The organism is Streptomyces sp. NPDC019443 (genome assembly GCF_044389785.1).
GTDB lineage: Bacteria > Actinomycetota > Actinomycetes > Streptomycetales > Streptomycetaceae > Streptomyces.
Genome location: NZ_JBIRYJ010000001.1, coordinates 833,751 through 855,330 on the forward strand (window position 1 = coordinate 833,751; position 21,580 = coordinate 855,330).

16 protein-coding genes and 1 pseudogene are annotated in these 21,580 nt (G+C 69.0%); 3 read left to right on the forward strand and 14 right to left on the reverse strand.

The features are described 5' to 3' along the window. Positions 1-40: 40 nt before the first annotated feature. From ACH492_RS03775 to sph, 4 genes are all read right to left on the reverse strand, one after another. The gene (locus ACH492_RS03775) at positions 41-778 is read right to left on the reverse strand and encodes a MerR family transcriptional regulator (RefSeq protein WP_398982385.1); all 738 of its coding nucleotides are present in this window, start codon (positions 776-778) and stop codon (positions 41-43) included. 153 nt (positions 779-931) lie between these two features. After that, entirely contained in the window at positions 932-1,993 is a 1,062-nt protein-coding gene (locus tag ACH492_RS03780; RefSeq protein ID WP_398982387.1) for a S1 family peptidase, read from the reverse strand. A gap of 159 nt (positions 1,994-2,152) precedes the next feature. Further along, the gene (locus ACH492_RS03785) at positions 2,153-3,073 is read right to left on the reverse strand and encodes a cation diffusion facilitator family transporter (RefSeq protein ID WP_398982389.1); all 921 of its coding nucleotides are present in this window, start codon (positions 3,071-3,073) and stop codon (positions 2,153-2,155) included. A 78-nt stretch (positions 3,074-3,151) separates the two neighbouring features. Next, positions 3,152-4,141 carry a sphingomyelin phosphodiesterase gene (gene sph, locus ACH492_RS03790; protein ID WP_398982391.1) on the reverse strand — a complete coding sequence of 330 codons (990 nt, stop codon included), beginning with the start codon at positions 4,139-4,141 and terminating at the stop codon, positions 3,152-3,154. Positions 4,142-4,340: 199 nt separating this feature from the next. Between sph and ACH492_RS03795 the strand changes: the two genes are divergently transcribed. Continuing rightward, positions 4,341-5,216, forward strand: coding sequence for an oxygenase MpaB family protein (locus tag ACH492_RS03795; RefSeq protein ID WP_398982393.1), 876 nt, complete (start codon positions 4,341-4,343; stop codon positions 5,214-5,216). Here ACH492_RS03795 and ACH492_RS03800 read toward each other — a convergent pair. The 4 genes from ACH492_RS03800 to ACH492_RS03815 form a co-directional block, all read right to left on the reverse strand. Next, a complete protein-coding gene (locus tag ACH492_RS03800) occupies positions 5,188-6,588 on the reverse strand; it encodes a GH1 family beta-glucosidase (RefSeq protein ID WP_398982395.1) in 1,401 nt (466 codons plus the stop codon). The two genes, ACH492_RS03795 and ACH492_RS03800, sit on opposite strands and share 29 nt — an antisense overlap. A 46-nt stretch (positions 6,589-6,634) precedes the next feature. Continuing rightward, positions 6,635-7,540: a carbohydrate ABC transporter permease gene (locus tag ACH492_RS03805; RefSeq protein WP_398982397.1), complete on the reverse strand. Its 906-nt coding sequence runs from the start codon at positions 7,538-7,540 to the stop codon at positions 6,635-6,637. Further along, positions 7,537-8,493 carry a carbohydrate ABC transporter permease gene (locus ACH492_RS03810; RefSeq protein WP_398982399.1) on the reverse strand — a complete coding sequence of 319 codons (957 nt, stop codon included), beginning with the start codon at positions 8,491-8,493 and terminating at the stop codon, positions 7,537-7,539. Before ACH492_RS03810 ends, ACH492_RS03805 begins: the two co-directional genes overlap by 4 nt. A gap of 106 nt (positions 8,494-8,599) precedes the next feature. Then, positions 8,600-9,904, reverse strand: a complete 1,305-nt coding sequence (locus tag ACH492_RS03815; RefSeq protein ID WP_398982401.1) for an extracellular solute-binding protein — start codon at positions 9,902-9,904, stop codon at positions 8,600-8,602. 244 nt (positions 9,905-10,148) lie between these two features. On the opposite strand from ACH492_RS03815, the gene ACH492_RS03820 reads away from it, so the two are divergent. Further along, complete coding sequence (locus ACH492_RS03820) at positions 10,149-12,932, forward strand: glycosyl hydrolase (protein WP_398982403.1); 2,784 nt, start codon at positions 10,149-10,151, stop codon at positions 12,930-12,932. Positions 12,933-12,976: 44 nt separating this feature from the next. Here ACH492_RS03820 and ACH492_RS03825 read toward each other — a convergent pair whose 3' ends face one another. The 6 genes and pseudogenes from ACH492_RS03825 to ACH492_RS03850 all read right to left on the reverse strand — a co-directional run bounded on the left by ACH492_RS03825 (position 12,977) and on the right by ACH492_RS03850 (position 19,692). Then, the gene (locus tag ACH492_RS03825) at positions 12,977-14,017 is read right to left on the reverse strand and encodes a LacI family DNA-binding transcriptional regulator (RefSeq protein ID WP_398982405.1); all 1,041 of its coding nucleotides are present in this window, start codon (positions 14,015-14,017) and stop codon (positions 12,977-12,979) included. Between the two features lie 215 nt (positions 14,018-14,232). Further along, positions 14,233-15,733: pseudogene (locus tag ACH492_RS03830) on the reverse strand (M1 family metallopeptidase). 358 nt (positions 15,734-16,091) lie between these two features. Then, entirely contained in the window at positions 16,092-17,453 is a 1,362-nt protein-coding gene (locus ACH492_RS03835; protein WP_398982407.1) for a UDP-glucose dehydrogenase family protein, read from the reverse strand. Between the two features lie 13 nt (positions 17,454-17,466). Beyond that, complete coding sequence (locus ACH492_RS03840; protein WP_398982409.1) at positions 17,467-17,904, reverse strand: NUDIX domain-containing protein; 438 nt, start codon at positions 17,902-17,904, stop codon at positions 17,467-17,469. 28 nt (positions 17,905-17,932) lie between these two features. Next, positions 17,933-18,343, reverse strand: a complete 411-nt coding sequence (locus ACH492_RS03845) for an asparagine synthase-related protein (protein WP_398982411.1) — start codon at positions 18,341-18,343, stop codon at positions 17,933-17,935. 38 nt (positions 18,344-18,381) lie between these two features. Then, entirely contained in the window at positions 18,382-19,692 is a 1,311-nt protein-coding gene (locus tag ACH492_RS03850; RefSeq protein ID WP_398982413.1) for an asparagine synthetase B family protein, read from the reverse strand. 332 nt (positions 19,693-20,024) lie between these two features. On the opposite strand from ACH492_RS03850, the gene ACH492_RS03855 reads away from it, so the two are divergent. Then, positions 20,025-21,422, forward strand: coding sequence for a sporulation protein (locus ACH492_RS03855; protein WP_398983293.1), 1,398 nt, complete (start codon positions 20,025-20,027; stop codon positions 21,420-21,422). Positions 21,423-21,580: the final 158 nt, after the last annotated feature.

The following is a 21,580-nucleotide window of genomic DNA, read 5'->3' on the forward strand; positions in this document are numbered from 1 at the left end:
AATGCCGAGTGGTACGACTGAGCCGTACCACTCGGCGGTACTACTCCGTGGCGAACGCGGCCCGCAGCTCCTCCTTCAGCGACCGCTGGAACGCGGTCACCAGCGCCTGCACCACCATCGGCTGCATATGGGCGGACAGCGACTTCATCGCCGCGACATGCTCGGGGTCCGACTCCCGTTCCCGGTACGGGCTCCACACCTCGTCCCGGAACAGCTGGGTGAGTTCGTGCGCGGCGGAGCGGGTGTGCTTCAGCAGGACGGTACGGGCGGCGAGGATCGTCTCGTGCGCGATCGGCACGTCCAGCAGCTGCACACCGAGCCGCAGCAGCCCCGGGTCGAGCCGGTAGCCGTCGGCGTCACCCGCGTCGCCCGCGCGCTCCAGGACGCCCATCGCCGCGAGCCGGTCGATGTCCTCCTCGCTCAGCGACCGCCCCGCACGGCGCTCCAAGTCGGCATGGGACGCCTCCTCGGGCGAATCCGGCGCCCAGGAGGCCACCAGCGCACGGTGGACGGCGAGATCGTGCGCGCTCAGGTCCTCCGGCAGCTGCTCCAGATAGCGCTCGATCGCGGCGAGGGTCATGCCCTGGTGCTGAAGCTCCTCGATGAGGGCCAGCCGGGACAGATGGCCCGGGCCGTAGTGCCCGACCCGCCGCGGCCCGATCGCCGGGGGAGGCAGCAGCCCGCGCGTGCTGTAGAAGCGAACGGTCCGCACGGTGACCCCGGCCCGCGCGGCCAGCTCGTCGACGGTGAGCGTCGGCTCCTCGGTCTCGGTCGCCATGGGTGCGCCTCACTTTCTCCTCACGCGGTGCAACAGTATTGCTGTCTCACCAGTGTTGTGAAAGTGCCCTGCGGATCTTGGGGTGGAGTCGAAGTGGCTGCACAGCACTGCGGGCGTGCCCACGTGGTGGGCACGCCCGCCGCGTGTCGGTCCTCAGTCCACGTTCACGCCGTACGCGCTGAGTACTTCCTTCACCGGCTGGTGGATCGCAGAGCCCCTGCTGCCGGAGCAGCCGGCGCTGCCCGAGTGGATGCCCAGCGCGGTGGCACCTGCGAAGTGCGCTCCGCCGCTGTCGCCGGCCGCCGAGCATGCGGTGGTGCGGACCAAGTTGTAGACCGGCCCCTCGCCATAGTTGACGGTGACGTTCACCGCGGTGACCTTGCCGCTGGTCACCTTGGACGTCGAGCCGCTCTTCCTGATGGCCTGGCCGACGATGGCGTCCGCCGCGGACGTGATGTCCTGGTATCTGCCGTTGTAGAGGTTGACGTCCCCGGCGGGCCGCGAGCCGTCCGTGTACCGGACGAGGCCGTAGTCGTTGGTCGGGAAGCTGGTGCCCACGCTGGTCCCGATGGCCCAGCCGTCGGACGTCGTCGACCAGCTTGCGGCCGAGTTGGTGCAGTGGCCCGCCGTCACGAAGTAATGGACCGTGCCCTTCGAGACGTTGAAGGCTGCCGAGCAGCGGTAGCCGCCGCCGTGGATCGCGTCTCCGCCGACCACTTCCTTCTTGAGGACCCCGGGCACACGCTTGATCCGCACGGCGTCGCCGAGACTCGCGGCCACCGTCTTCAGCAGCGCCATTGAGCCCGCGGAGACGGTCCGGTCGGCCTCGATCGCGATCCGGTTCGTCGAGGGGTCGATACCCCAGGAGGTGCCGGTGATCTTCGCCCGGGCATCCAGGACGGCCATGGCGGATTCAAGCTCGGCCGTGCTGCGCTCGACGCGTTTCGCGCGTGTGCCGGCGGCCCGGACCTGGTCGGCCGCGGCCTCGTCGGTGACGGTGACGACCAGTTCGCCCGTGTCGGCGTCGAGATACGAACCGGCGGCGCGGTCGCCGAGCGCACGTTCGAGAGTGCTGTGCAGTTGGTACTGCATCGCCGAGGGCGTGACGCCCGGATGTGGTTCCGGGGCGGCCGCGGCGGTGCCTGGGCCCAGACCGGCGGCAGGCAGGACGAGGAGGACGGAAAGGCAGATGCGCGCGCGGAGCGTGCGTCTCATGGGGGGGCTTCTCCTTCGTACGAGTCCGTAGTGGGGGTGCCGAGAAGCAGTTTGGGCTGGACCAGTCCGGTGTGCCGGATCAAATCTGGCATGGCCCTGCCATGCAGGCGCCCGCGAGAACGCCGGACCACCCGTTCGGCGGAAGGGGTCGAGGGCATGTCAGGGATGGATCTGGACGGTGGCCGCCGTGAGCCGGCGGACCGTGTGCAGCAGCGCGTGCTCCGCGGCAAGAGCCACGGCGTGCGCCTGCGCCACCGTCAGCGCGGGGTCGACCGCGATCGACGTCTCGGCCCGCAGATTGTGCCCAAGCCAGCGCATTCGTACGTCCCCCACGGCCCGTACGCCCTCGACATGACAGAGCGCGTGCTCGGCCTGGTCGACCAGCGCAGGGTCCACCGCGTCCATCAGCCGGTGCCAGATCTCGCGCGCCGCCCCGCGCAGCACCAGCGCGATCGCCCCCGTTATCGCGAGCCCGATCAGCGGATCGGCCCACCGCCATCCGAGTGCAGCTCCGCCCGCGCCCAGCAATACGGCCAGAGAGGTGAATCCGTCACTGCGAGCGTGCAGTCCGTCAGCAACCAGCGCGGCCGATCCGATCCTGCGGCCAGTGCGGATCCGGGCCACTGCCACCCACTCGTTGCCGGCGAATCCCACCAGACCGGCCGTGGCCACTGCAGCCAGATGGCTGACCTCCTGCGGCTCGAACAGCCGCCGCAGCGCCTCGTAGCCGGCAAAGACCGCGGACGCGGCGATCACCAGCACCACGAAGACGCCCGCCAGATCCTCCGCCCGCCCGAAGCCGTAGGTGTAGCGGCGGGTGGCCGCCCGTCGGCCGAGGACGAAGGCGAGGGCGAGCGGCAGGGCGGTGAGCGCGTCGGCGGCGTTGTGGACGGTGTCGCCGAGCAGCGCCACCGACCCCGACACGGCCGCGATCACCGCCTGGACGGCTGTCGTGGCGGCGAGCACCCCGAAGGAGAACCACAGCGTCCGCAGCCCCTGCGCCGACCCTTCGAGGGCGGCGTCGACGCGCTCATGAGCGTGGTGATGGTGGTGACCATGAACGTGCCCGTGACCGGTCATGGTCACCACCGTGACATACCAACTCCCTTGCAGCCACTGCCGAAAAGCGGCCTCTGACCAGCTGCGAAAGGCTTGCGACTACTGTCCGGACGCGACGACCGGGTAATGGTCGGAGAGGTTGCTGTACGTGTAGCTCGTGCCCCAGCTGGAGACCGTCCAGGGCGCGCTCTGCTCCTTGATCACCTCATTGGTCCAGCCGGCCGGCTTCGCGTGCCCGGTGCGGTGCAGGACGTGGTCGAGGTCCTCGCGCGGGTCGTCCGGATAGCGCTCGGACGCGATCGAGTTCTGCTCGGTGTCGAAGGAGTACGGGTGTCCGGTGCGGGCGTCCGCGCCCGCGAGACCCGCGTCGGCGAGCATCGTGGCGTACTCCGGCGTCCGCGAGTCGACATTGAAGTCGCCCGCGACCAGGACCTGTTCAGCGGCCGGGATGTTCTTGCCGTCCAGGAAGGCGTCGATCGCCTTGAACTGGCGGCTGCGCATCTGCGCCGCCTCGCCCGCGCCACAGCCGGGGTCGGTGGACTGCGCGTGCGTACCCACCACATGCACCTTCGCGCCGTTGACGTTCAACACGGCATAGACGAAGCCCTTGTTGGACCACCAGTCCGCCCCGCAGGCGTCCTTGTAGACGAACTGCTCCTTGCGGACGATCGGCCACTTGCTGAGCACCGTGACCCCGCCGTCCTCGGGCGTGGTGGCCGAGTACGACCCGCCGGTCGCGTCCCAGCCGTCCTTGCTCCGCCCCATCACCGGGGTCTGGTACGGGTACTGGGCGGCGGCCTTCTGCATCAGCGCGCCCGATGAGGAGTTGTCGAAGGCTTCCTGGATCACGACGACGTCGTTGCCCTGGAAGAACGAGGTCGCGGGGATCGCCGCGGCCCGGTGGTCCTGGCCCCAGTTGGGGTACAGCGTCTTGCTGAACAGGAAGGCGTTGTACGTCAGCACCTTCAGGGACGGCGTCGCGGCCGCCGGGGCTGCGGAAGCTGTCGGAGCCGTCCCGGTGAGGACGGCCGCGGCGAGCGCGGTGGAAAGAGCTGCGCCAGGGATGCGGCGGAGCGCGGAGTGCGGCACAAAGACTCCCGGATGTGGTGGGGGGTACGACCGGCGACGCACATCAAATCAGCCAGAGTTACCACCTGGTAATGGCCAGGGGCCCACTTTCTTTCCGCCGCCGTACGATCTCACCAACACTGGTGCCGCCGTCTTCGCGCTGCTGCCCGGCAGGGGCGGCAGAAGGCCCGCTCGGCCCCATGAAAGTTACGATGGTCAAATGACCGGGCCCGCGGCTGATCCCGTACCACCACCGCCCGGCGGAGTGCTCTGGACCCTCGCCGGTGACATCCGCGGTCTGCTGATGCTGCCCGCCGCTCTCACCCTGCAGGTCGCCCACCCCGCCGTCGGCGCCGGCGTCGACGAGCACTCCGTCTTCCGCACCGACCCGTGGGGTCGCGGCGAGCGTTCGCTGCGCTCGCTCCAGCTGTGGGTGTACGGGGGCGATGCGGCGGCCGAGGAGGGGCGCAGGCTCCGGGAGCTGCACAAGACCATCCAGGGCACGGATGCCCACGGCCGCAGGTACCACGCGCTCGATCCGGCCTACTACTCCTGGGTCCATGCCACCGGCTTCCCGGTGTACCAGCACGCGCTGCGCTATCTGGCGCGCCCGCTCACCGAGGCCCAGGAGCGCAAGCTCTACGCCGAGTGGCTCCAGGTCGGACGGGTCCTCGGCATCCACGACCGGGACATGCCCCAGACGATCGAGGAGTTCTGGCCGTACTACCGCAAGGTGCTCGCCGACGAACTGGAGCCGACTGTCGTCGTACGCGAACTGATCGCCACCGACCCGGCGATGCCGCCGCCCGACCGCGGGCCGCTGGCGCTCAGAGTGCTGCTCAGGACGGTGTGGCCGGTGCTGCTGCCCGCGTTCGCCCGCTTCCGCCGCTTCATGACCATCGGGCTGATGCCGCCCGACGCGCGCGAGGCGATCGGCCTGGAGTGGACGGACGAGCAGGAGCGCAGACTGCGCAGATTCGCCCGGGTCGTACGGGCCGTGGTTCCCGTACTCCCCGAGCGACTGCGGTACCTCCCGCTGGCGCGCGAGGCGCGGCGGGCCGCCCGGATCAGCCGGTCAGACCGCCCCGTGCGATGACGTCCCCGTACCAGCGGGCGCTGTCCTTGACGGTACGGCGCTGGGTCGCGAAGTCGACATGGACGATGCCGAACCGCTTGCTGTAGCCGTACGCCCACTCGAAGTTGTCGAGCAGCGACCACAGGAAGTAGCCCCGCACATCCGCGCCCGCCCCGATCGCCCGGTGCACCGCCGACAGATGGGCCCGCAGATACTCCACCCGCTCCGGGTCGTGGACCTCGCCGGACGGGTCGGCGTAGTCGTCGTACGCGGCACCGTTCTCGGTGATCACCAGCGGCACGCCCGGCAGGTCGTCGCGCAGCCGGGTCAGCAGCTCGTACAGACCGTCGGCGTCGACCGGCCAGTCCATCGCGGTGCGCGGGCCCGGCGCGGGCAAAAAGCGCACATGCTCCTCCGCGCCGGCCCACGGCGACGGCGAGTCCGACGAGCCGGCGCCGACGACGGTGGGGGAGTAGTAGTTGATGCCCAGCGAGTCGATCGGCGTGGAGATGACCTCCAGATCGCCGTCCTGGACGAAGGCCCAGTCGGTCACCGCGGCCGTGTCACGGACCAGATCCTCCGGAATCCGGCCGTGGAACACCGGATCGAGGAAGATCCGGTTTCCGACGGCGTCGATCCGGCGCGCGGCATCGAGGTCGGCAGCGGAGTCGGTGAGCGGACGCACCGCGTGCAGATTGAGCGTCAGCGAGATCTCGGACGTCGAGGGCAGGGCGGTGTGCAGCAATTGAGCCGCCAGGCCGTGCGCCAGGTTGAAGTGGTGGGCAGCGCGCAGCGAGGCACTCGCGCTGGTGCGCCCCGGCGCGTGCACCCCGGAGCCGTACCCGAGAAACGCCGCACACCACGGCTCGTTCAGGGTGGTCCAGGTCGCCACCCGGTCACCGAGCGCGTCCGCCATGATCCCGGCGTAGTCGCCGAACCGCCGGGCGGTCTCGCGCTGCGGCCAGCCGCCCGCGTCCTCCAACTCCTGCGGCAGATCCCAGTGGTAGAGCGTGGCGACCGGCCGGATACCCGCCTTGAGGAGTTCGTCGGTGAGCCGGCGGTAGAAGTCCAGGCCCTTCTGTACGGCGGGACCGCGCCCGGTCGGCTGCACCCGTGGCCAGGCGATGGAGAACCGGTAGTCGGTGACGCCCAGCTGCTTCATCAGCGCGACGTCCTCGCGCATCCGGTGGTAGTGGTCGGCGGCGATGTCGCCGGAGTCACCGTTGCGGACCTTGCCAGGCGTGCGGCAGAAGGTGTCCCAGATGGACGGCGTACGGCCGTCCTCGGTGGCGGCGCCCTCGATCTGGTACGCGGCGGTGGCGGTGCCCCAGCGGAAACCGGCCGGGAACCGGAGCTCCGTCGTCGTCTCGGGGCGTGCGTCGACAGCGGTCATGAGGTGGGACTCCCAGGAAATAGAGATGAGGCGGTGGAGGACGGGGTCAGCCCTTGACGGCGCCCTGCATGATGCCGCCGACGATCTGCCGGCCGAGCAGCCCGAAGACCAGCAGCACGGGAAGAGTGCCGAGCAGCGTGCCGGCCATGATCACGGACTGGTCGTGGACATAGCCGCCGCCCAGCTGGCGCAGCGCCACCTGCACGGTCGGCTCCTGTGAGGAGAGCGCGACGATCGGCCAGAAGAAGTCGTTCCACGCGGCCATGAAGGTCAGCATGCCGAGCACGGCCATACCGGGCCGGGCGATGGGCACCACGATCGACCAGAAGATCCGCGCGGTGGACGCACCGTCGACCCGGGCCGCCTCGATCAGCTCGTCCGGCAGCGACTGCACCAGGTACTGCCGCATGAAGAACACGCCGAAGGCGGAGACAAGGCCGGGCAGGATCACGGCCTGCAGCTGATTCACCCACTGCAATTCGGCGATCAGCATGAACAGCGGGATCACACCGAGCTGCGGCGGGATCATCATCGTCCCCACCGTGATGGCCAGCAGCGCTCCGCGGCCACGGAAGCGCAGCTTGGCGAAGGCGAAACCGGCGAGCGTGCAGCACAGCACTGTGCCGATCGTGATCGAGCCGGAGACGATGAAGGAGTTGAGGAGGGCCTTGCCGATATCGGCCTCCTCCATCACCGCCTCGAAGTTGCGGATCAGATTCGACCCGGGCAGCAGTGTCGGCGGCACCTTCGCCAGATCGGCGTTGGAGCGGCTGGCGGCGACGATGGTCCAGTAGAAGGGGAACGCCGAGATCAGGACGGCGACGACCAGGATCGCGTACGCGAGCTTGCCGCCCTGCATCGTGCGGCCCGCCCGGCTTTTCCGCCGGCGCGTGGACTGCGGTCGTGGGCCCGCGGCAGGCGGTTTCGTAGGCGGGTCGGCGAGCGCGGTCATCGGCCGGCCTCCTTGCGGGAACGGCGGTGCGCGATCAGGGCGTTGACCCCGACCAGCACCAGGATCAGCAGGAACATCACCCAGGCGATGGCGGCGGCCCGGCCCAGATGGAAGAAGCCCCAGCCCTGTTCGTACATATAAAGGCCGAGCGTCTGGTACTGGTGCGAGATGCCGCCGGAGATGGAGCCCTCGAACAGCAGCGGTTCACCGAAGAGCTGGGTGGCGCCGATCGTCGAGACGACGACGGTGAACAGGATCGTGGGACGCAGTCCCGGCAGCGTGACATGGATGAACTGCCGCCAGCGCGAGGCCCCGTCCATCTCGGCGGCCTCGTACAGCTCGCTCGGAATGGACTGCATGCCCGCCAGATAGATCAGCGCGTTGTAGCCGGTCCAGCGCCAGATGACGATGGTCGATACGGCGATCTGCGAGGAGACCGTGCCGGCCTGCCAGTCCACCGGACCGAAACCGACAAGCCCCAGCACATAGTTGATCAGCCCGAAGTCCCGGCCGAAGAGCTGCGCGAAGACCAGTGTCGCGGCGGCGACCGAGGTCGCGTAAGGCAGCAGCATCGCCGTACGCAGGAAAGTCCGGCCGCGCAGCCGGTAGTTGAGCAGATGGGCCAGCCCGAGCGCCATCACCAGCTGCGGGACGGTGGACAGCACCCCGATCGTGAAGGTGTTGCTCAGCGCGGTCCAGAAGATCTCGTCGCCGAAGAGCGCGGTGTAGTTGCCAAGGCCCCGCCACTCCATCTCGCCCGGCGTCTGCAGCTCGACCCGGTAGAGCGAGACGAAGGCCGTGTAGATCAGCGGGAAGAGCCCGAAGGCGGCGAAAAGGGTGAAGAACGGGGCGATATAGGCGTACGGCGAGAGCGTGCGCCAAGTCCGGTACGCGGCCGACGGCCGGGCCCCCGGCTGCGGGGAGACCGGTTTCGCGGTGGCGGTGAGGGTCACGGTGCGGCCCTTCGAGGAGTCGTTACGGGAAGCTGAAAGACCAGGAGCCTTCAGGCCGGTCCGGCCGGGAACCTGGGACCGGCCTGAAGGATGTGCCGACCGCGGGTCAGCCGGTCGCGTTCTCCACGTTCTTCTTCGCGGTCGACCAGGCCTTGTCGGGCGAGGTGCCCTTGCGCTCCACCTCGCTCAGCGCGTTGGTGATCTGGTCGGCCACGCTCTTGTCGTGGACGCCGAGCACCTGGACCGGCGCGGCCTTGGCGGCGTCACCGAAGATCTGGCCGATCGGGGCGTCGGAGAAGTACGGGTCCTTCGCCGCCGCGACCTTGGCGATGGCGCCGGTCGAGGAGGGGAAGTTGCCCTGCTTGGTGAAGAGCTTGGCCTGCTGCTCCGGGGCGGTGAGCCACTGGATCAGCTCGTAGGCCTCCTTCTTGTGCTTGGCCGCCCGCGGGATCGAGAGATACGAGCCGCCCCAGTTGCCGGCGCCTTCGGGCAGCTTGGCGATGTCCCACTTGCCCTTGCCCGCGTCACCGGCCTGGCCCTTGATGTAGCCGAGCATCCAGGCGGGGCAGGGCATGGTGGCGAAGGAGCCGGCCGAGAACGCCTGGTTCCACTGCGGCGACCACTGGTCGAGCTTGGCGCTCAGACCTGACTGCGCCGCCTCGGTGGAGGCGTCCCAGGCCGCCTTGATCGCCGGGTTGTCCTCGTAGATCAGCTTTCCGGAGGCGTCGTAGTACCGCTCCTTCTGCTGGCCGACCATGATCGCGTAGATGCTGCCGACGCTGTCCACCCAGGCGCTCTTGGCCGGGGCCTTTTTCTTGTACTCCTTGCCGAGCGACAGATAGCCGTCCCAGGTGGACCACTTGGCGGCCAGCTGAGTGCGGTCGGTGGGCAGACCGGCCTGCTTGAAGAGGTCGGTGCGATAGCACATGGCCTCCGGGCCGACATCCGTGCCCAGGCCCAGGATCTGGCCGTCCTTGCCGGTGGCCGCCGACCACTTGGCCTCGGCGAACTGGTCCTTGAGCTTGTCGGCGCCGTACTTCTTCAGGTCCTCGAACTTGTCGGCCTGCTGCTGGGTGACGGAGGCGATCCGGCCCACCTCGATGCCCTGCACATCGGCGAGGCCACCACCACCCGCGAGCCGGGTCTGCAGCGACTTCCAGTAGTCCTGCTCGTCCTCGGTGTCGCTCTGCTTGATCTTGATGTTCGGGTGGAGCTTCTCGTACTCCGCGTAGAGCCCGGCCTCCTTGTAGCCGAAGGATCCGAAGAGGTCGACGGTGAGCGAGACCTTGCCGCCCGCGCTGTCGGATGCGCCGTCCGACGATCCGGATCCACAGGCGGCGAGCAGTGCCCCGGCGAGCGCGACCGCACCCAGGCGGACGGTGGCCCTTTTGGCGGCTCGGGCGATGGGCATGAGAAGCCTCCCTTGGCTTCGGTGGAGCGAGACCGCCCGATTGAGAGCGCTCTCAAAGATGCGTCTGGAGAGTGCCCCGAAGGCGCTTGCCCCGTCAAGTCCCGAAGGCGTAACGGCTTGGACTCGGCCTGAACTGCCGCCTGTGTCTCAACTATTGACACTTCTGTTTCATGAGTTTTACGTTCCTCGGCATCTGAGAGCGCTCTCGGACGCCCCTTCCCGTGATGACTTCGAGGTGCCGTCCATGCCAGCCACCCGCACCAGACCAGCTGCCGCGCTGGCTCTGGTCTCAGCCCTGGCCGCCTTCGGCCTGGGCCCGGCCGCCACTCCGGCGGCGGCCGCCACCGTTCCCGTAGGCTCTGGCAGCTACTCCGACACCCGCCCCGCAGGGACGTCGGGCCCGACCACCAACACCGGCGCGCCGGTCACTCCCAAGGTCACCCCCGCCGCGAAGGACAAGCCCGTCCCCACCAACGACTGGTGGTCGTCCCTCGCCTTCCAGCGGTACGGCGACAACCCGTACTCCACCCCCATGTACGGCCACCCGCTCACCTACCAGGCCACGGCCGGCGGTCTCGAAGTCGGCTACCCCACAACGCCCGCGGTCGTCGGCGAGGGCCGCCAGTACGAGTACGCCCACAAGCGCGACCTCACCCTCGGCCTCACCGGTCTCAACTCACCGGACACCAAGGCCGACGACTGGTCCGACTGGACCGTGACCCCCTACTGGTCGGACGGCGCACGCACACTGCGCACCACCATCGGCCACGGCCTGCCGTTCGTATACGCCAAGGGCTCCGGCGGCAACGCCCAGGTCACCACCGCCGCCGCGCCCGCCGTCTTCGCCGACCAGGGCAATGTCCTCGGCATCACCGTCGCGGGCCACCACTACGCCCTCTTCGCACCCACCGGCAGCGACTGGACTGTCTCCGGCTCGACCATCACCGCGGGCCTCGGCGCCAAGGACTATTTCTCGCTCGCCGTACTGCCCTCCGCCGACGCGCTCGCGACGTACAAGAAGTACGCGTACAGCTTCGTCACCGGCTCCAAGGCGACCTGGAGCTACACCGGCGGCACCGTGCGGACCACCTACAGCCTGACCACCGAGGCCAAGGAGGGCACCGAACGTGGAACGCTCCAGGCCCTCTACCGCCATCAGTGGCTGCACAGCACCGACCCGCTCACCGCCTACACATACGTCTCACCGCGCGGCACCATGAAGGTCCGCGAGGCGGCCTCCTTCACCACCAGCCAGAAGGCGTCCGCGGTGCTGCCCGGGCTGCCGAAGTCGAACGGCGTCGACCAGGCCCGGCTGAAGGGCTATCTCGACCAGGTCGCGAACGACCCGGACCCCTTCAAGGGCTACACGGACACCTACTGGACCGGCAAGGTGCTGGGGCAGCTCGCCCAACTGGTGCCCGCCGCCGACCAGATCGGCGAGACCGCCACCCGCGACAAGCTCCTCGGTCTGATCAAGGGCCGTCTGCAGGACTGGTTCACGGCGGGGGGCGCGAACGAATTCTCGTACGACAAGGCCTGGAAGACGCTCACCGGCTACCCCGCCTCTTACGGCAGCGACACCGAACTCAACGACCACCACTTCCACTACAGCTACTACGTCTACGCGGCCGCGGTCGTCGCCCAGTACGACCAGGGCTGGGCCGCCGACTCCGCCTGGGGCGGCATGGTCAAGACCCTGGTACGGGACGCGGCCAACCCCAGCCGCACCGACACCGCCTTCCCCTTCCTGCGTGGCTTCGACGTGTACGCGGGTCACAGCTGGGCCTCCGGGCACCAGGGATTCGCCGCGGGCAACAACCAGGAGTCGTCGTCGGAGTCCACCAACCTCAGCGCGGGCCTCGTGCTGTGGGGCTCGGCCACCGGTGACACCGCGCTGCGCGACCTCGGGACGTATCTGCTGACCACCGAGTCGGAGGCGATCGCCCAGTACTGGTTCGACGCCGACGAGCAGGTCTTCCCGTCCTCCTTCGGCCATGACACGGCCGGCATGGTCTGGGGCAGCGGCGCGGCGTACGCCACCTGGTGGACCGCCAACCCGGAGGAGATCCACGGCATCAACGTCCTTCCGTTGACGGGCGGTTCACTCCACCTGGGCGGGGAGAAGGCCGCGATCCGGCGCAACATCGCCGAGATGGAACGGGAGAACGGCGGCCCGGCCGTCGAATGGCGCGACATCCTCTGGGAGTTCCAGTCGCTCGCCGACCCGGCGGCGGCGAAGGCCAAGTGGGACGCGGGCAACGCGGGCTACACCCCCGAGCAGGGCGAGTCCAAGGCGCACACCTACCACTGGATCAGCACGCTCGACGCGCTCGGCGCTCCCGACGCGACGGTGACCGGTGACATTCCGAGTTCCGCGGTCTTCACCAAGGGCACGGTACGCACCTACGCCGCGCACAATTACGGCGCCACGGCCCGTACGGTGAACTTCTCCGACGGCAAGACGCTCACCGTCCCGGCGCGCTCGACGGCGACCGGCACGGGGACCGGGGGAGGCGACCCGGACCCGGATCCCGATCCGGAGCCGCCCACGGGCAACACCTTCCAGCTCCGTACGGGAGGCGTGCTCACCACCGCGTCGGGCGGCACGGCGGGCAGTGACACGATCGCGTCGGCGGCCGGCGGCAACTACGACGGCACCCCGCACCAGCCCCTCGTCTACGAGATCAGACAGGTCAACGGCACACCCACCCCGGGCGCCGCGACCGCGTTCCGCCTTCAGCTGGACGCCGGCACCACCGTCGGCCTCGGGCAGCAGGCCCGTATCAGCTATGACTTCACGGGCGACGGCACCTTCGACCGGACCGAGACCTACCACTACTTCGCGACCGACCCGGTGGCGGGCTGGGAGGAGTACGCCCAGTCACGCGGCCTGAAGGCGTCGACCGGAACCGTCGGCGATCTCAAGGGCGGCACCGTACGACTGGAGGTGTGGAGCGCCATCGGCAACGGCACCGCGAAGCTCCAGACCGGCACGGACAAGTCGGTGGTCGTGATCCCCTTCGGCTGATCCTCTTCAGCTGACCGCGCGGTGTGCGACGGGCGACGGCCCTCTCAGGCCGAGGCCCGTCGCACCAGCGTGGTCGGAGTGATCACGGAGGCGGGAGCGCCGGCCCCGGGCTCGCTCTCGTTGAGTACGCGCATCAGCAGCCGGACCATCAACCGGCCCATCCCCTCGATGTCCTGACGGATCGTCGTCAGCGCCGGATCGGTCGTCTCCACCACCGACGCCATGTCGTCGAAGCCGACCAGCGCCACATCCTGCGGCACCCGCCGCCCCCGCTCGCGCAGCGTCCGCAGCGCTCCCGACGCCATCAGGTCGTTGGCGGCGAACACGGCGTCCAGTTCCGGGCGGCGGTCCAGCAGTTCGGCCATCGCGCGGGCGCCGCTGTCCGCGGTGAAGTCGCCCTGGCAGACGAGCTCCGGGTCGGCGTCCAGCAGGACGTCGCGGTAGCCGTCGATCCGGTCCAGCGCGGAGGTCTGGTCGCGGGGGCCGGCGATGTGCGCGATGTGCCGGCGGCCCAGGGAGACCAGATGACGTACGGCTTCCCGGGCGCCGCCGCGGTTGTCGCAGTCGACATAGGGGACGGCGAGCTCGGAGGCGGCGCCTGGCCAGCCCGGACGGCCGCCGAAGACGCTGGGCACCTGCACCCGGCGGATGATGGCGGGCAGTTCGTCGTCGTTGTGCAGCGAGAAGGCGAGTGCGCCGTCGACATGGCCGCCGCCGAGATAGCGGGCGATCCGGTCGTAGTCGCCGGGCCCCTCCACCCACAGCAGCACCAGCTGGGAGTCGTACGCCGTCAGCTCGCGGCTGATGCCGCGCACCTGCTGCTCGAAGAAGGGGTCCGAGAAGATCCGGAACTCCGGCTCGGCGATGATCACGGCGACCGCGCCGTTTCGCCGGGTGACCAGGGTGCGGGCCGCGTGATTCGGTATGTATCCGAGCTCCTCGACCGCCTGGCGCACCTTGTCGACCAGTGGGGGGCGAACCCCGGCGCCGCCGTTGACGACCCGCGATGCCGTGGCCCGGGAGACACCGGCGCGGGCGGCGACGGCTTCCAGGGTGGGGCGGGACCCCGTGGTCTGCTCGGGCAAGGCGGGCGCTCCTCGTCGGCTTCGGTCGGCTGCGTCGGACGACAGCGGGGGAGAACGCTGCCAGGTACAGGATATCCGGTCCCGGCGATCTCCTGAGAGCGCTCCCACCCCGCCTACCAGCGGACTGCCCGGGCCGCCCGTAGCCGGCCGTAGCCGGCTCGGGACCCGGAGCGCCGCCGTCCCGGACGGGGACGGCGGCGCCTCGCGACTGCACCTCAGTGGTGGTCGTGCTCGTGAATCGTGTTCGTGGCGGCGATCTTCTTCCACGACCTCGGTTGGGTGTGCTTGCCGTCGGCCTCAGCGATCCGGGCACCCGCCGCGGCCGGAGCGCCGGGCTTCGACGGCTGGTAGAGCCAGGTGTCGAACAGACCGGCCAGCGGCTTGCCGGAGACCTTCTCGGCGTACTTCACAAAGTCGCCGACCTTGGCGTTGCCGTAGGCGTGCTCGGTCGGCCAGCCCTTGAGGATCGCGAAGAAGTCCTCGTCGCCGACCTCGTTGCGCAGCGCCTGGAGCGCCAGCGCGCCCCGGTCGTAGATGGCGATGTCGAACTGCTTGTCCGGGCCCGGGTCACCGGGTTTGACCGTCCAGAAGGCGTCATCGGCCGGGTGCTGGGCATAGACCCAGTCCGCGAGCTGCTGCGCGGTGCCCTCGCCCTCCTTCTCCGACCAGAGCCACTGGCTGTAGCGGGCAAAGCCTTCGTTGACCCAGATGTCCTTCCAGCCGTCGACGGAGACACTGTCGCCGTACCACTGATGGGCCAGCTCATGGACGACCACGGAGACATTCGCGCCGTTCGCGAACTGCCGCGGGCTGTAGAACGGACGGGTCTGCGTCTCCAGCGCGTAGCCGCTCGTCACATTGGGGACATAGCCGCCCAGAGCGTTGAAGGGGTACGGGCCGAAGACCTCGGTCAGCCACTCGGCGACCTCACCGGTCCGCTCGACGCTCGCCCGCGCCGCCCCCGCGTTGTCGCCGAGGTCCTTGCTGTACGCATTGAGGATCGGCAGTCCGTCGGCCGTCTTGTCCGTGGTGATGTCGAACTTCCCTACGGCGAGGGTGGCGAGATACGACGCCTGCGGCTTGTTGGAACGCCAGTTGTAGCGCGTCCAGCCCAGCCTCGAACTCTGTGACTGCAGGACACCGTTGCTGATCGTCTGCGTCCCGTCGGGCACCAGGACCGAGATGTCGTACGTCGCCTTGTCCAGCGGGTGGTCGTTGCTCGGGAACCACCACACGGCCGAGTCCGGCTCCTGGGCGGCGACTCCGCCGTCCGGAGTACGGTGCCAGGCGGTGTACCCGCCGATGTTCAGCTCGGAGGGCTTGCCCGCGTAGCGGACGACCACTGAGACGGACTTGCCCTTCTCCAGCGGCGCGGCCGGAGTGATGACCAGCTCATGGTCACCCTCCTTCTTGAACTGCGCCTTCTTGTTGTTGACCCGCACCTCGCCGACGTCAAGACCGAAGTCGAGGTTGAAACGGCTCAGGTTCTGCGTGGGCGGTGGCCAGGATCGTCGCCGTGCCCTCGAGCAGATCGGTGGCGGGCTGGTACTTCAGCCTCAGGTCGTAGTGGGATACGTCGTATCCGCCGTTTCCGCTGGCCGGGTAGTAGGTGTCGCCAATGCCCGGGGCGCCCGGCGAGGAGTCGGCGGCCGATGCCGGGATCGCCAGCAGCAGTGAGGCCGCGAGCGCGCTCGGGACGATGATTCTGCGGTGCACGGATGCTCCAAGTCGCAGGAACTGGTGATCTCTTGAACCCTATTCAGGCCCGGCGCCCGCAGTCATGAGCGCCGCTCGGCCTTTCATGTGATCGCCATTCGGCCGAAATGCGGCTGCGGCCTCACCGATCCGGCCCACAGGTACCCGGCCGCGTGGGATGCTCCGCTCAAAGAGCGTCCGTGAACACACCCGCTCAGACGGCTCATCAACGGTGCGGACGCAGGACGACTCGGAACAGTGGCCACCGCAGACGGCCGGTCCCCGATCGGGGACCGGCCGTCTGCGGTGATGTCGTTCTTCTATGGGTTGTCGGGTCATCTGTCCCTGTGGGCCCCTGGCCGAGGCGCAGTCCTTGGGTTCAAGGACGGCCGAGACTCCGATAGGCCCATCCGGCTTCGCGCCAGGTGTCGGGGTTGAGGGTGCCGCGTCCATCGATGATCAGGGGCTGAGTGGGGCGGTGGGCAAGGCGGTGCGGGTCGATGTGACCGAACTCGGCCCATTCGGTCAGGTGCAGCAGAAGGTCGGTGTCCTGGACGGCGGCGATCGGGTCCTCGATGTAGTCGAGTTCGGGGTGGAGTTTGCGGGCGTTGTCGAGGGCCTTGGGGTCGGTGACGGTGACGGTGGCGCCGAGCTCGTGGAGTTTGTGGGCGACGGCGAGGGCGGGCGAGTCGCGGATGTCGTCGGTGTTCGGTTTGAAGGCGGCGCCCCAGATGGTGATCCGCTTGCCCATGAGATTGCCGTCGAGCTGTTCGCGGGCAAGTTCGACCATGGCCTCGCGGCGGCGGTGGTTGACCGCGTCGGCCTCCCGGAGGATGCCGGTGGCTGCCTCGGCGCCGAGCGCTGCGGCCTGGGCGATGAAGCCGCGGATGTCCTTGGGCAGGCAGCCGCCGCCGAAGCCAAGACCCGGCCGCATCCCGCGCCGCCCGATGCGGAGGTCGTGGCCGAGGATCTCGGCGAGCTGGCGGACGTCGGCGTCGGACTTCTCGCAGATCTCGGCCATCGCGTTGATGAAGGAGATCTTGGTGGCGAGGAAGGAGTTCGCGGCTCCCTTGGCGAGTTCGGCCGTCGCCCAGTCGGTGACGATCGTCGGGGTCCCGGACTCGATGATCTTCGCGAAGCACTGTCGCAGCATGACCTCGGCCCAGGCCTGCTCTTCCTGGAAGCCGAGAACGAGCCGGTCGGGGTGGAGGGTGTCCTCGATGGCGAATGATTCGCGCAGGAACTCCGGATTCCAGGCAACCTCGACCCGGTCGCCGGCCCGGGAGAACTCCCGCAGGATCTCGGCGACGCGACGTGCGGTGCCGACTGGGACGGTCGACTTGACCGCGATCACGGCCGGACCAGTCAGACGCGGGGCGAGCTGTCGGACCGCGGAATAGAGGTGAGTGAGGTCGTAGGTGTCCATGCCGGGCGTCTGCGGCGTGCCGACCCCGATGAAGTGCAGGTCGGCGAAGTGGGCGGCCTCCGCGTAGGAGGCGGTGAACTTCAGCTGGCCCGAGGCCGTGTGCTTGGCCAGCAACTCGTCCAGGTCGCGCTCGAAGAACGGGGCCTTGCCGGAGTTGAGGACGCTGACCTTGTCCATGTCGGAGTCCATGCCGAGGACTTCGTGGCCGAGTTCGGCCATGCAGGCAGCATGGGTGGCGCCGAGGTAGCCGCAGCCGACGACGGTGAGCTTCACGAGCGTGTCCTTCCAGATGGGGCCGCCGCCCGGCCGCCCCATCCCGGGGAAGGACTCAGGCGGGCCGGGCGGCCAGATAGCGGTGGATCCCGCCCCGGATGAACGGCGGGATCGTGAGGATGCCGAGGTGTTCGGGGGCAAAGAACTGGAGCTTGACGCCCTCGGCCAGCGGCAGCGTGGTCTCGTCGCCGTCCCAGTCGGAGGCGAAAAAGCTGATCAGCTGGCCGGAGCCGTGTTCGTCGCGGAACTCGAAGAGCTCGGTGAGATTCCTGCGGACGAGTCCGGCTTCCTCGTCGAGCTCGCGGACAACCGTCTCGGTAGGGCTCTCCCCCTCGTCGGCGCCGCCCCCGAGCAAGCTCCAGTGGGCGGGCCAGGCGATATTGGGCAGGTCCTCCCGCAGGTGCAGGAGGAGTTCGCCGCGCCGGTTGGTGATGATGGCGACCGCGCCGCGGGCGGTGGCAGGGCGCTCGGGACGGGTGGTGGCAGAGTGCATCCCGTCACCGTAGTAAGGGAGTTGAGGATCATGCGGCAGCCCTCACCGACTGGTCTGAAAACCAGGCGGCTGCCAGCAGGGCCTGCATCCTCGTCCGGTCGAACCGGCCGCCGGGCTTGAGGCCGTCCGTGAGCAGCGGCCGCAGCGCGGCCGGAGCCTCGGCGAGCGCAGTGTGGATCTGGGCGTCTGCCCAGGCCGCGAGGGGGCCGTTGAGCCAGGTGGGGACAGGGGAGGAGAAGCCGAGCTTGTCCCGGCTTCCCCAGACCTCGCGCGGCAGGCCGAGGGCCTTCGCGGCATCCCGCAGGATCCGCTTGCCCGACACCGGATCGGCGATCTTGTGCTGGACCGGGAGCCGGTAGGACAGCTCCACCAGTTCACGCGCTAGGTAAGGGGACCGGCGCTCCAATGAGTGGGCGGAGGCGAGCTTGTCGCTCGTCATCACCAACGGCCGCCAGGCCGTTGCCAGATCCGCCAGGGTCACCCCCTGGCCAGGTCGCCGCCAGCCCGTTCCATGGCGTCGGCGACCAAGGCCCTGAGCCGCATCTCGGGGTCCGGTCCGCGCAGGATGAGCCGGGTGACCGACTCGCCCGGCTCCAACTGCTGGCCCGCGGTGAGTTTGGCGGCCAGCGGCCGGTAGGCGTCCAGGCCCGCCTTCAGGACGGCGTCCGGACCGAACAGGACCAGGGCATGGCGGACGTAGCCCATGAGGAATTCGTCCGGACCGAGGCCACCGACCACCACCTTCAGGCCGAGGTCGGAGACATTGCGGTAAGCCATGTACTCGGAGAACGTGGACGCGTTGCCCATCGGGTAGTCCAGCGCGGACATCAAGTGCGGCAGGGCCTTGGTGAAGTCGATGTGATCCGGCTCGACCACCACGAGCTCGGCCCCGATGTCCCGCGCGATCCGGGCCGCGACATCCGACTCGTCCAGGCGGTCTTGGCCCGGGTAGGAGACGGTGACGCAGACCGGGGGCCGCATCAGATAGGCCAGAACCGAGGAGTCCAGGCCGCCGGACAGCAGCAGCGCGAAGTCACAGCCAGGGGCCCGAAGTGGGACCTGCTCGGCCAGCACGACCGAGAAGGCGGCCAGGGCCTGGCGGTAGTCGCCCGCAAACGGCAGCCGGTCCTCCAGACGCCACCAGATGGTCTGTTGCAGCGAGGCGGTCACGACGTCGAAGGTCAGTAACGTCGCCGGGGCCAGCAGTTGGACGCCCTGGAACGGGGTGTCGACGCCGACCGGGGTCTCGATCGCCAACATCTCCGGGCGGACGATCAGCGGCGCCGAACCGTAGCCGATCAAGGTGGTGACCTCGGAGGCGAACGCGAGCCGGCCGCCGTCCATGCGCCAGTAGAGCGGCTTCTCCCCCAGCCGGTCGCGGGCCAGGAACAGCTTGCCGACGCGGGGGTCATAGAGCGCGAGGGCGAACATGCCGTCCAGCCCGTCCAGGCAGGACGGTCCGAGCTTCGTCCAGGCCTTGAGGACGAGGTGGGCGTCGGTCTCTTTCTCAGCGAGCTCGATGCCCCAGGCTGTTGCCTGCCGACGGTAGTTGTAGATCTCTCCGTTGAAGGCCAACAGGACCCTCGATGGGCGGTCGAGGTAGGGGCCGGGATGGGCGAGCGGGTCCACGATCAGCAGCGTGTTCATGGCCAGCACCCCCCGCCCGTCGCTGGATGCGGCGTGCATGGTGCCGTCCGGTCCGCGGTAGTGCTGGGCGATGCCCATGGCCTTCACCGTCATCTGGTGCCAGTGGGCGTCCGGTCCGGCCAGTCCTGCGATTCCGCACATCTGGTTCACCCCCGAGAGTGAGTGGTGCCTGTCGGCGGCCACCGCCGGAAGGGGCCTCGTCCAGTTCCGGCGGTGGCCTGGGCCCTCATCACAGCGGTCGGCAACAAGATCGGGGAGGGCTCGCAGGGGGGCTCACAACTCGCGTGCGCGGTTCACTGTGGGCCCCGCAGGCAATACCCTCGGTGACCCAACACGCGTATCGTGTACGACTCTTCGTGCCCAGCGGGGGTTCGCGCACGACTGAAAATCCTCAGTCCGCCCGCGTACCACTTTCTGTAGCCAGTCGAGTCGACCTCGTGCGCAACACTCCAGTACTGGTCAAGGGGGACCTCGTGGCATCGACCGTCCGTCGGGCCCGTCCGCCCAATACGGACCTGGCCCGGTTCGTCGAAGGCTCTGGTGCGAGCCACAAGTCCCTGGCTCTGCGCGTCAACCAGCTCGCCCACCAGGCAGGGATAGAGACGGACTCCTCGCATACCTCCGTGGCGAACTGGTGTCGGCGCGGGATGACCCCGAAGCCCCCGGTGCCCCGGCTGCTGGCCCAAGCTCTTGGGGAACGGCTGGGGCGGCCAGTCAGTCTCGCGGAAATCGGTATGGGCGAGGCGGAGACAATCGATGCTTCGGTGGGGTTGGATTTCTCGCGAGATCCCGCCGATGCTGTCCGCGTCGCCACTTCGTTCTGGAGCTCCGTGAACCGCCGCGACTTCCTCAAGGACACCGGGTCCGGCTTCGCCGTGTCCGCGTTTACCGTCCCCGTCACCCGCTGGCTCGTCAGCCCCGCCGATGAGACCGCCAACCACCAGGGCGGCCAGCAAGTCGGCCGCTCGGACTTGGACGAACTGCGCGAGGCAGCCGACCACGCCCGTCACTGGGACTCGAAGTATGGCGGCGGGAACTGGAAGTCCAGTTCCGTCACCGACTGTCTTGAGCACCGGGCGGCCCCTCTCCTGCACGGCACTTTCTCCGACGATGTCGGCAGTGAACTCTTCAGCGTGACGGCCGAGTTGTCGCGGCTGGCGGGGTGGACGGCGTTCGACGTCGGGCAGCACAACGCCGCCCAGCGGCACTTCATCCAGGCTCTCCGCATGGCCCGCGCGGGCGGAGATGTGCAGTTGGGCTGCTATGTCCTGACCACGATGGCCATGCAGTCCCTGATGCGGGGCTTTGCGTCCCAGGCCGTGGACATGGCGCAGGGCGCCTTCGAACGCGCCAAGGGCCAGGCGGCGCCCAGGGTGCTGGCGTTCAACAAGCTGATCGAGGCCCGCGCTCATGCTCGCGAGAACGACTCCAGGTCCGCCTCACGGGCCCTCGCGGCCTCCGAGGATCTGCTGGGCCAGGCCAAGGCCGACAACGGTGACGAGCCCGGATGGATCGACTTCTATCACCACGCCCGCCTCTCGGCGGACGCCGCCGAGGTCTTCCGCGACCTGAAGAACCCCAAGGCCGCCCTCGCCTGGAACAAGCAGGCTGCCGCCATGCCGACCGGGGTGTTCACACGCTCCGTCGGGATGCGGCTCGCGATCGTGGGGACTGCCCATCTACAGGCCCGCGACCTCGACCACGGCCTCGAACTCGGCAACCGCAGCGTCGACATCCTCGTCCGCGTCCAGTCCACCCGCGCCAAGGACTACGTCCGCGAGTTCAACGCGGCCCTGGCCCCCTGGCGGCGCGAGCCGGCCGTCCGCGAGTTCATCCACCGCACCCGCACCGAACTCGGGGTTGTCGCCTAACAGAATGAGGCGCAACTACCCCGCAGCAGATTCCCGACTTTATGATGAAAATAGCGAACCTGTATATCCTTCTCCTGCCGTCGCTTGGCTTCCAGTGCGAATTCCCTGACTGAGTAGACCGGCATCACGGCCGCGGTCGTTATCCCGGCCGACCACCG

Excerpts from the sequence above, each read along its gene's own strand:
- ACH492_RS03775 (WP_398982385.1), bottom strand. The coding sequence starts at position 778 with ATGGCGACCGAGACCGAGGAGCCGACGCTCACCGTCGACGAGCTGGCC.
- ACH492_RS03780 (WP_398982387.1), bottom strand. The coding sequence starts at position 1,993 with ATGAGACGCACGCTCCGCGCGCGCATCTGCCTTTCCGTCCTCCTCGTC.
- ACH492_RS03785 (WP_398982389.1), bottom strand. The coding sequence starts at position 3,073 with ATGACCGGTCACGGGCACGTTCATGGTCACCACCATCACCACGCTCAT.
- ACH492_RS03795 (WP_398982393.1), top strand. The coding sequence starts at position 4,341 with ATGACCGGGCCCGCGGCTGATCCCGTACCACCACCGCCCGGCGGAGTG.
- ACH492_RS03800 (WP_398982395.1), bottom strand. The coding sequence starts at position 6,588 with ATGACCGCTGTCGACGCACGCCCCGAGACGACGACGGAGCTCCGGTTC.
- ACH492_RS03805 (WP_398982397.1), bottom strand. The coding sequence starts at position 7,540 with ATGACCGCGCTCGCCGACCCGCCTACGAAACCGCCTGCCGCGGGCCCA.
- ACH492_RS03815 (WP_398982401.1), bottom strand. The coding sequence starts at position 9,904 with ATGCCCATCGCCCGAGCCGCCAAAAGGGCCACCGTCCGCCTGGGTGCG.
- ACH492_RS03820 (WP_398982403.1), top strand. The coding sequence starts at position 10,149 with ATGCCAGCCACCCGCACCAGACCAGCTGCCGCGCTGGCTCTGGTCTCA.
- ACH492_RS03835 (WP_398982407.1), bottom strand. The coding sequence starts at position 17,453 with ATGGGGCGGCCGGGCGGCGGCCCCATCTGGAAGGACACGCTCGTGAAG.
- ACH492_RS03840 (WP_398982409.1), bottom strand. The coding sequence starts at position 17,904 with ATGCACTCTGCCACCACCCGTCCCGAGCGCCCTGCCACCGCCCGCGGC.
- ACH492_RS03845 (WP_398982411.1), bottom strand. The coding sequence starts at position 18,343 with ATGACGAGCGACAAGCTCGCCTCCGCCCACTCATTGGAGCGCCGGTCC.
- ACH492_RS03850 (WP_398982413.1), bottom strand. The coding sequence starts at position 19,692 with ATGTGCGGAATCGCAGGACTGGCCGGACCGGACGCCCACTGGCACCAG.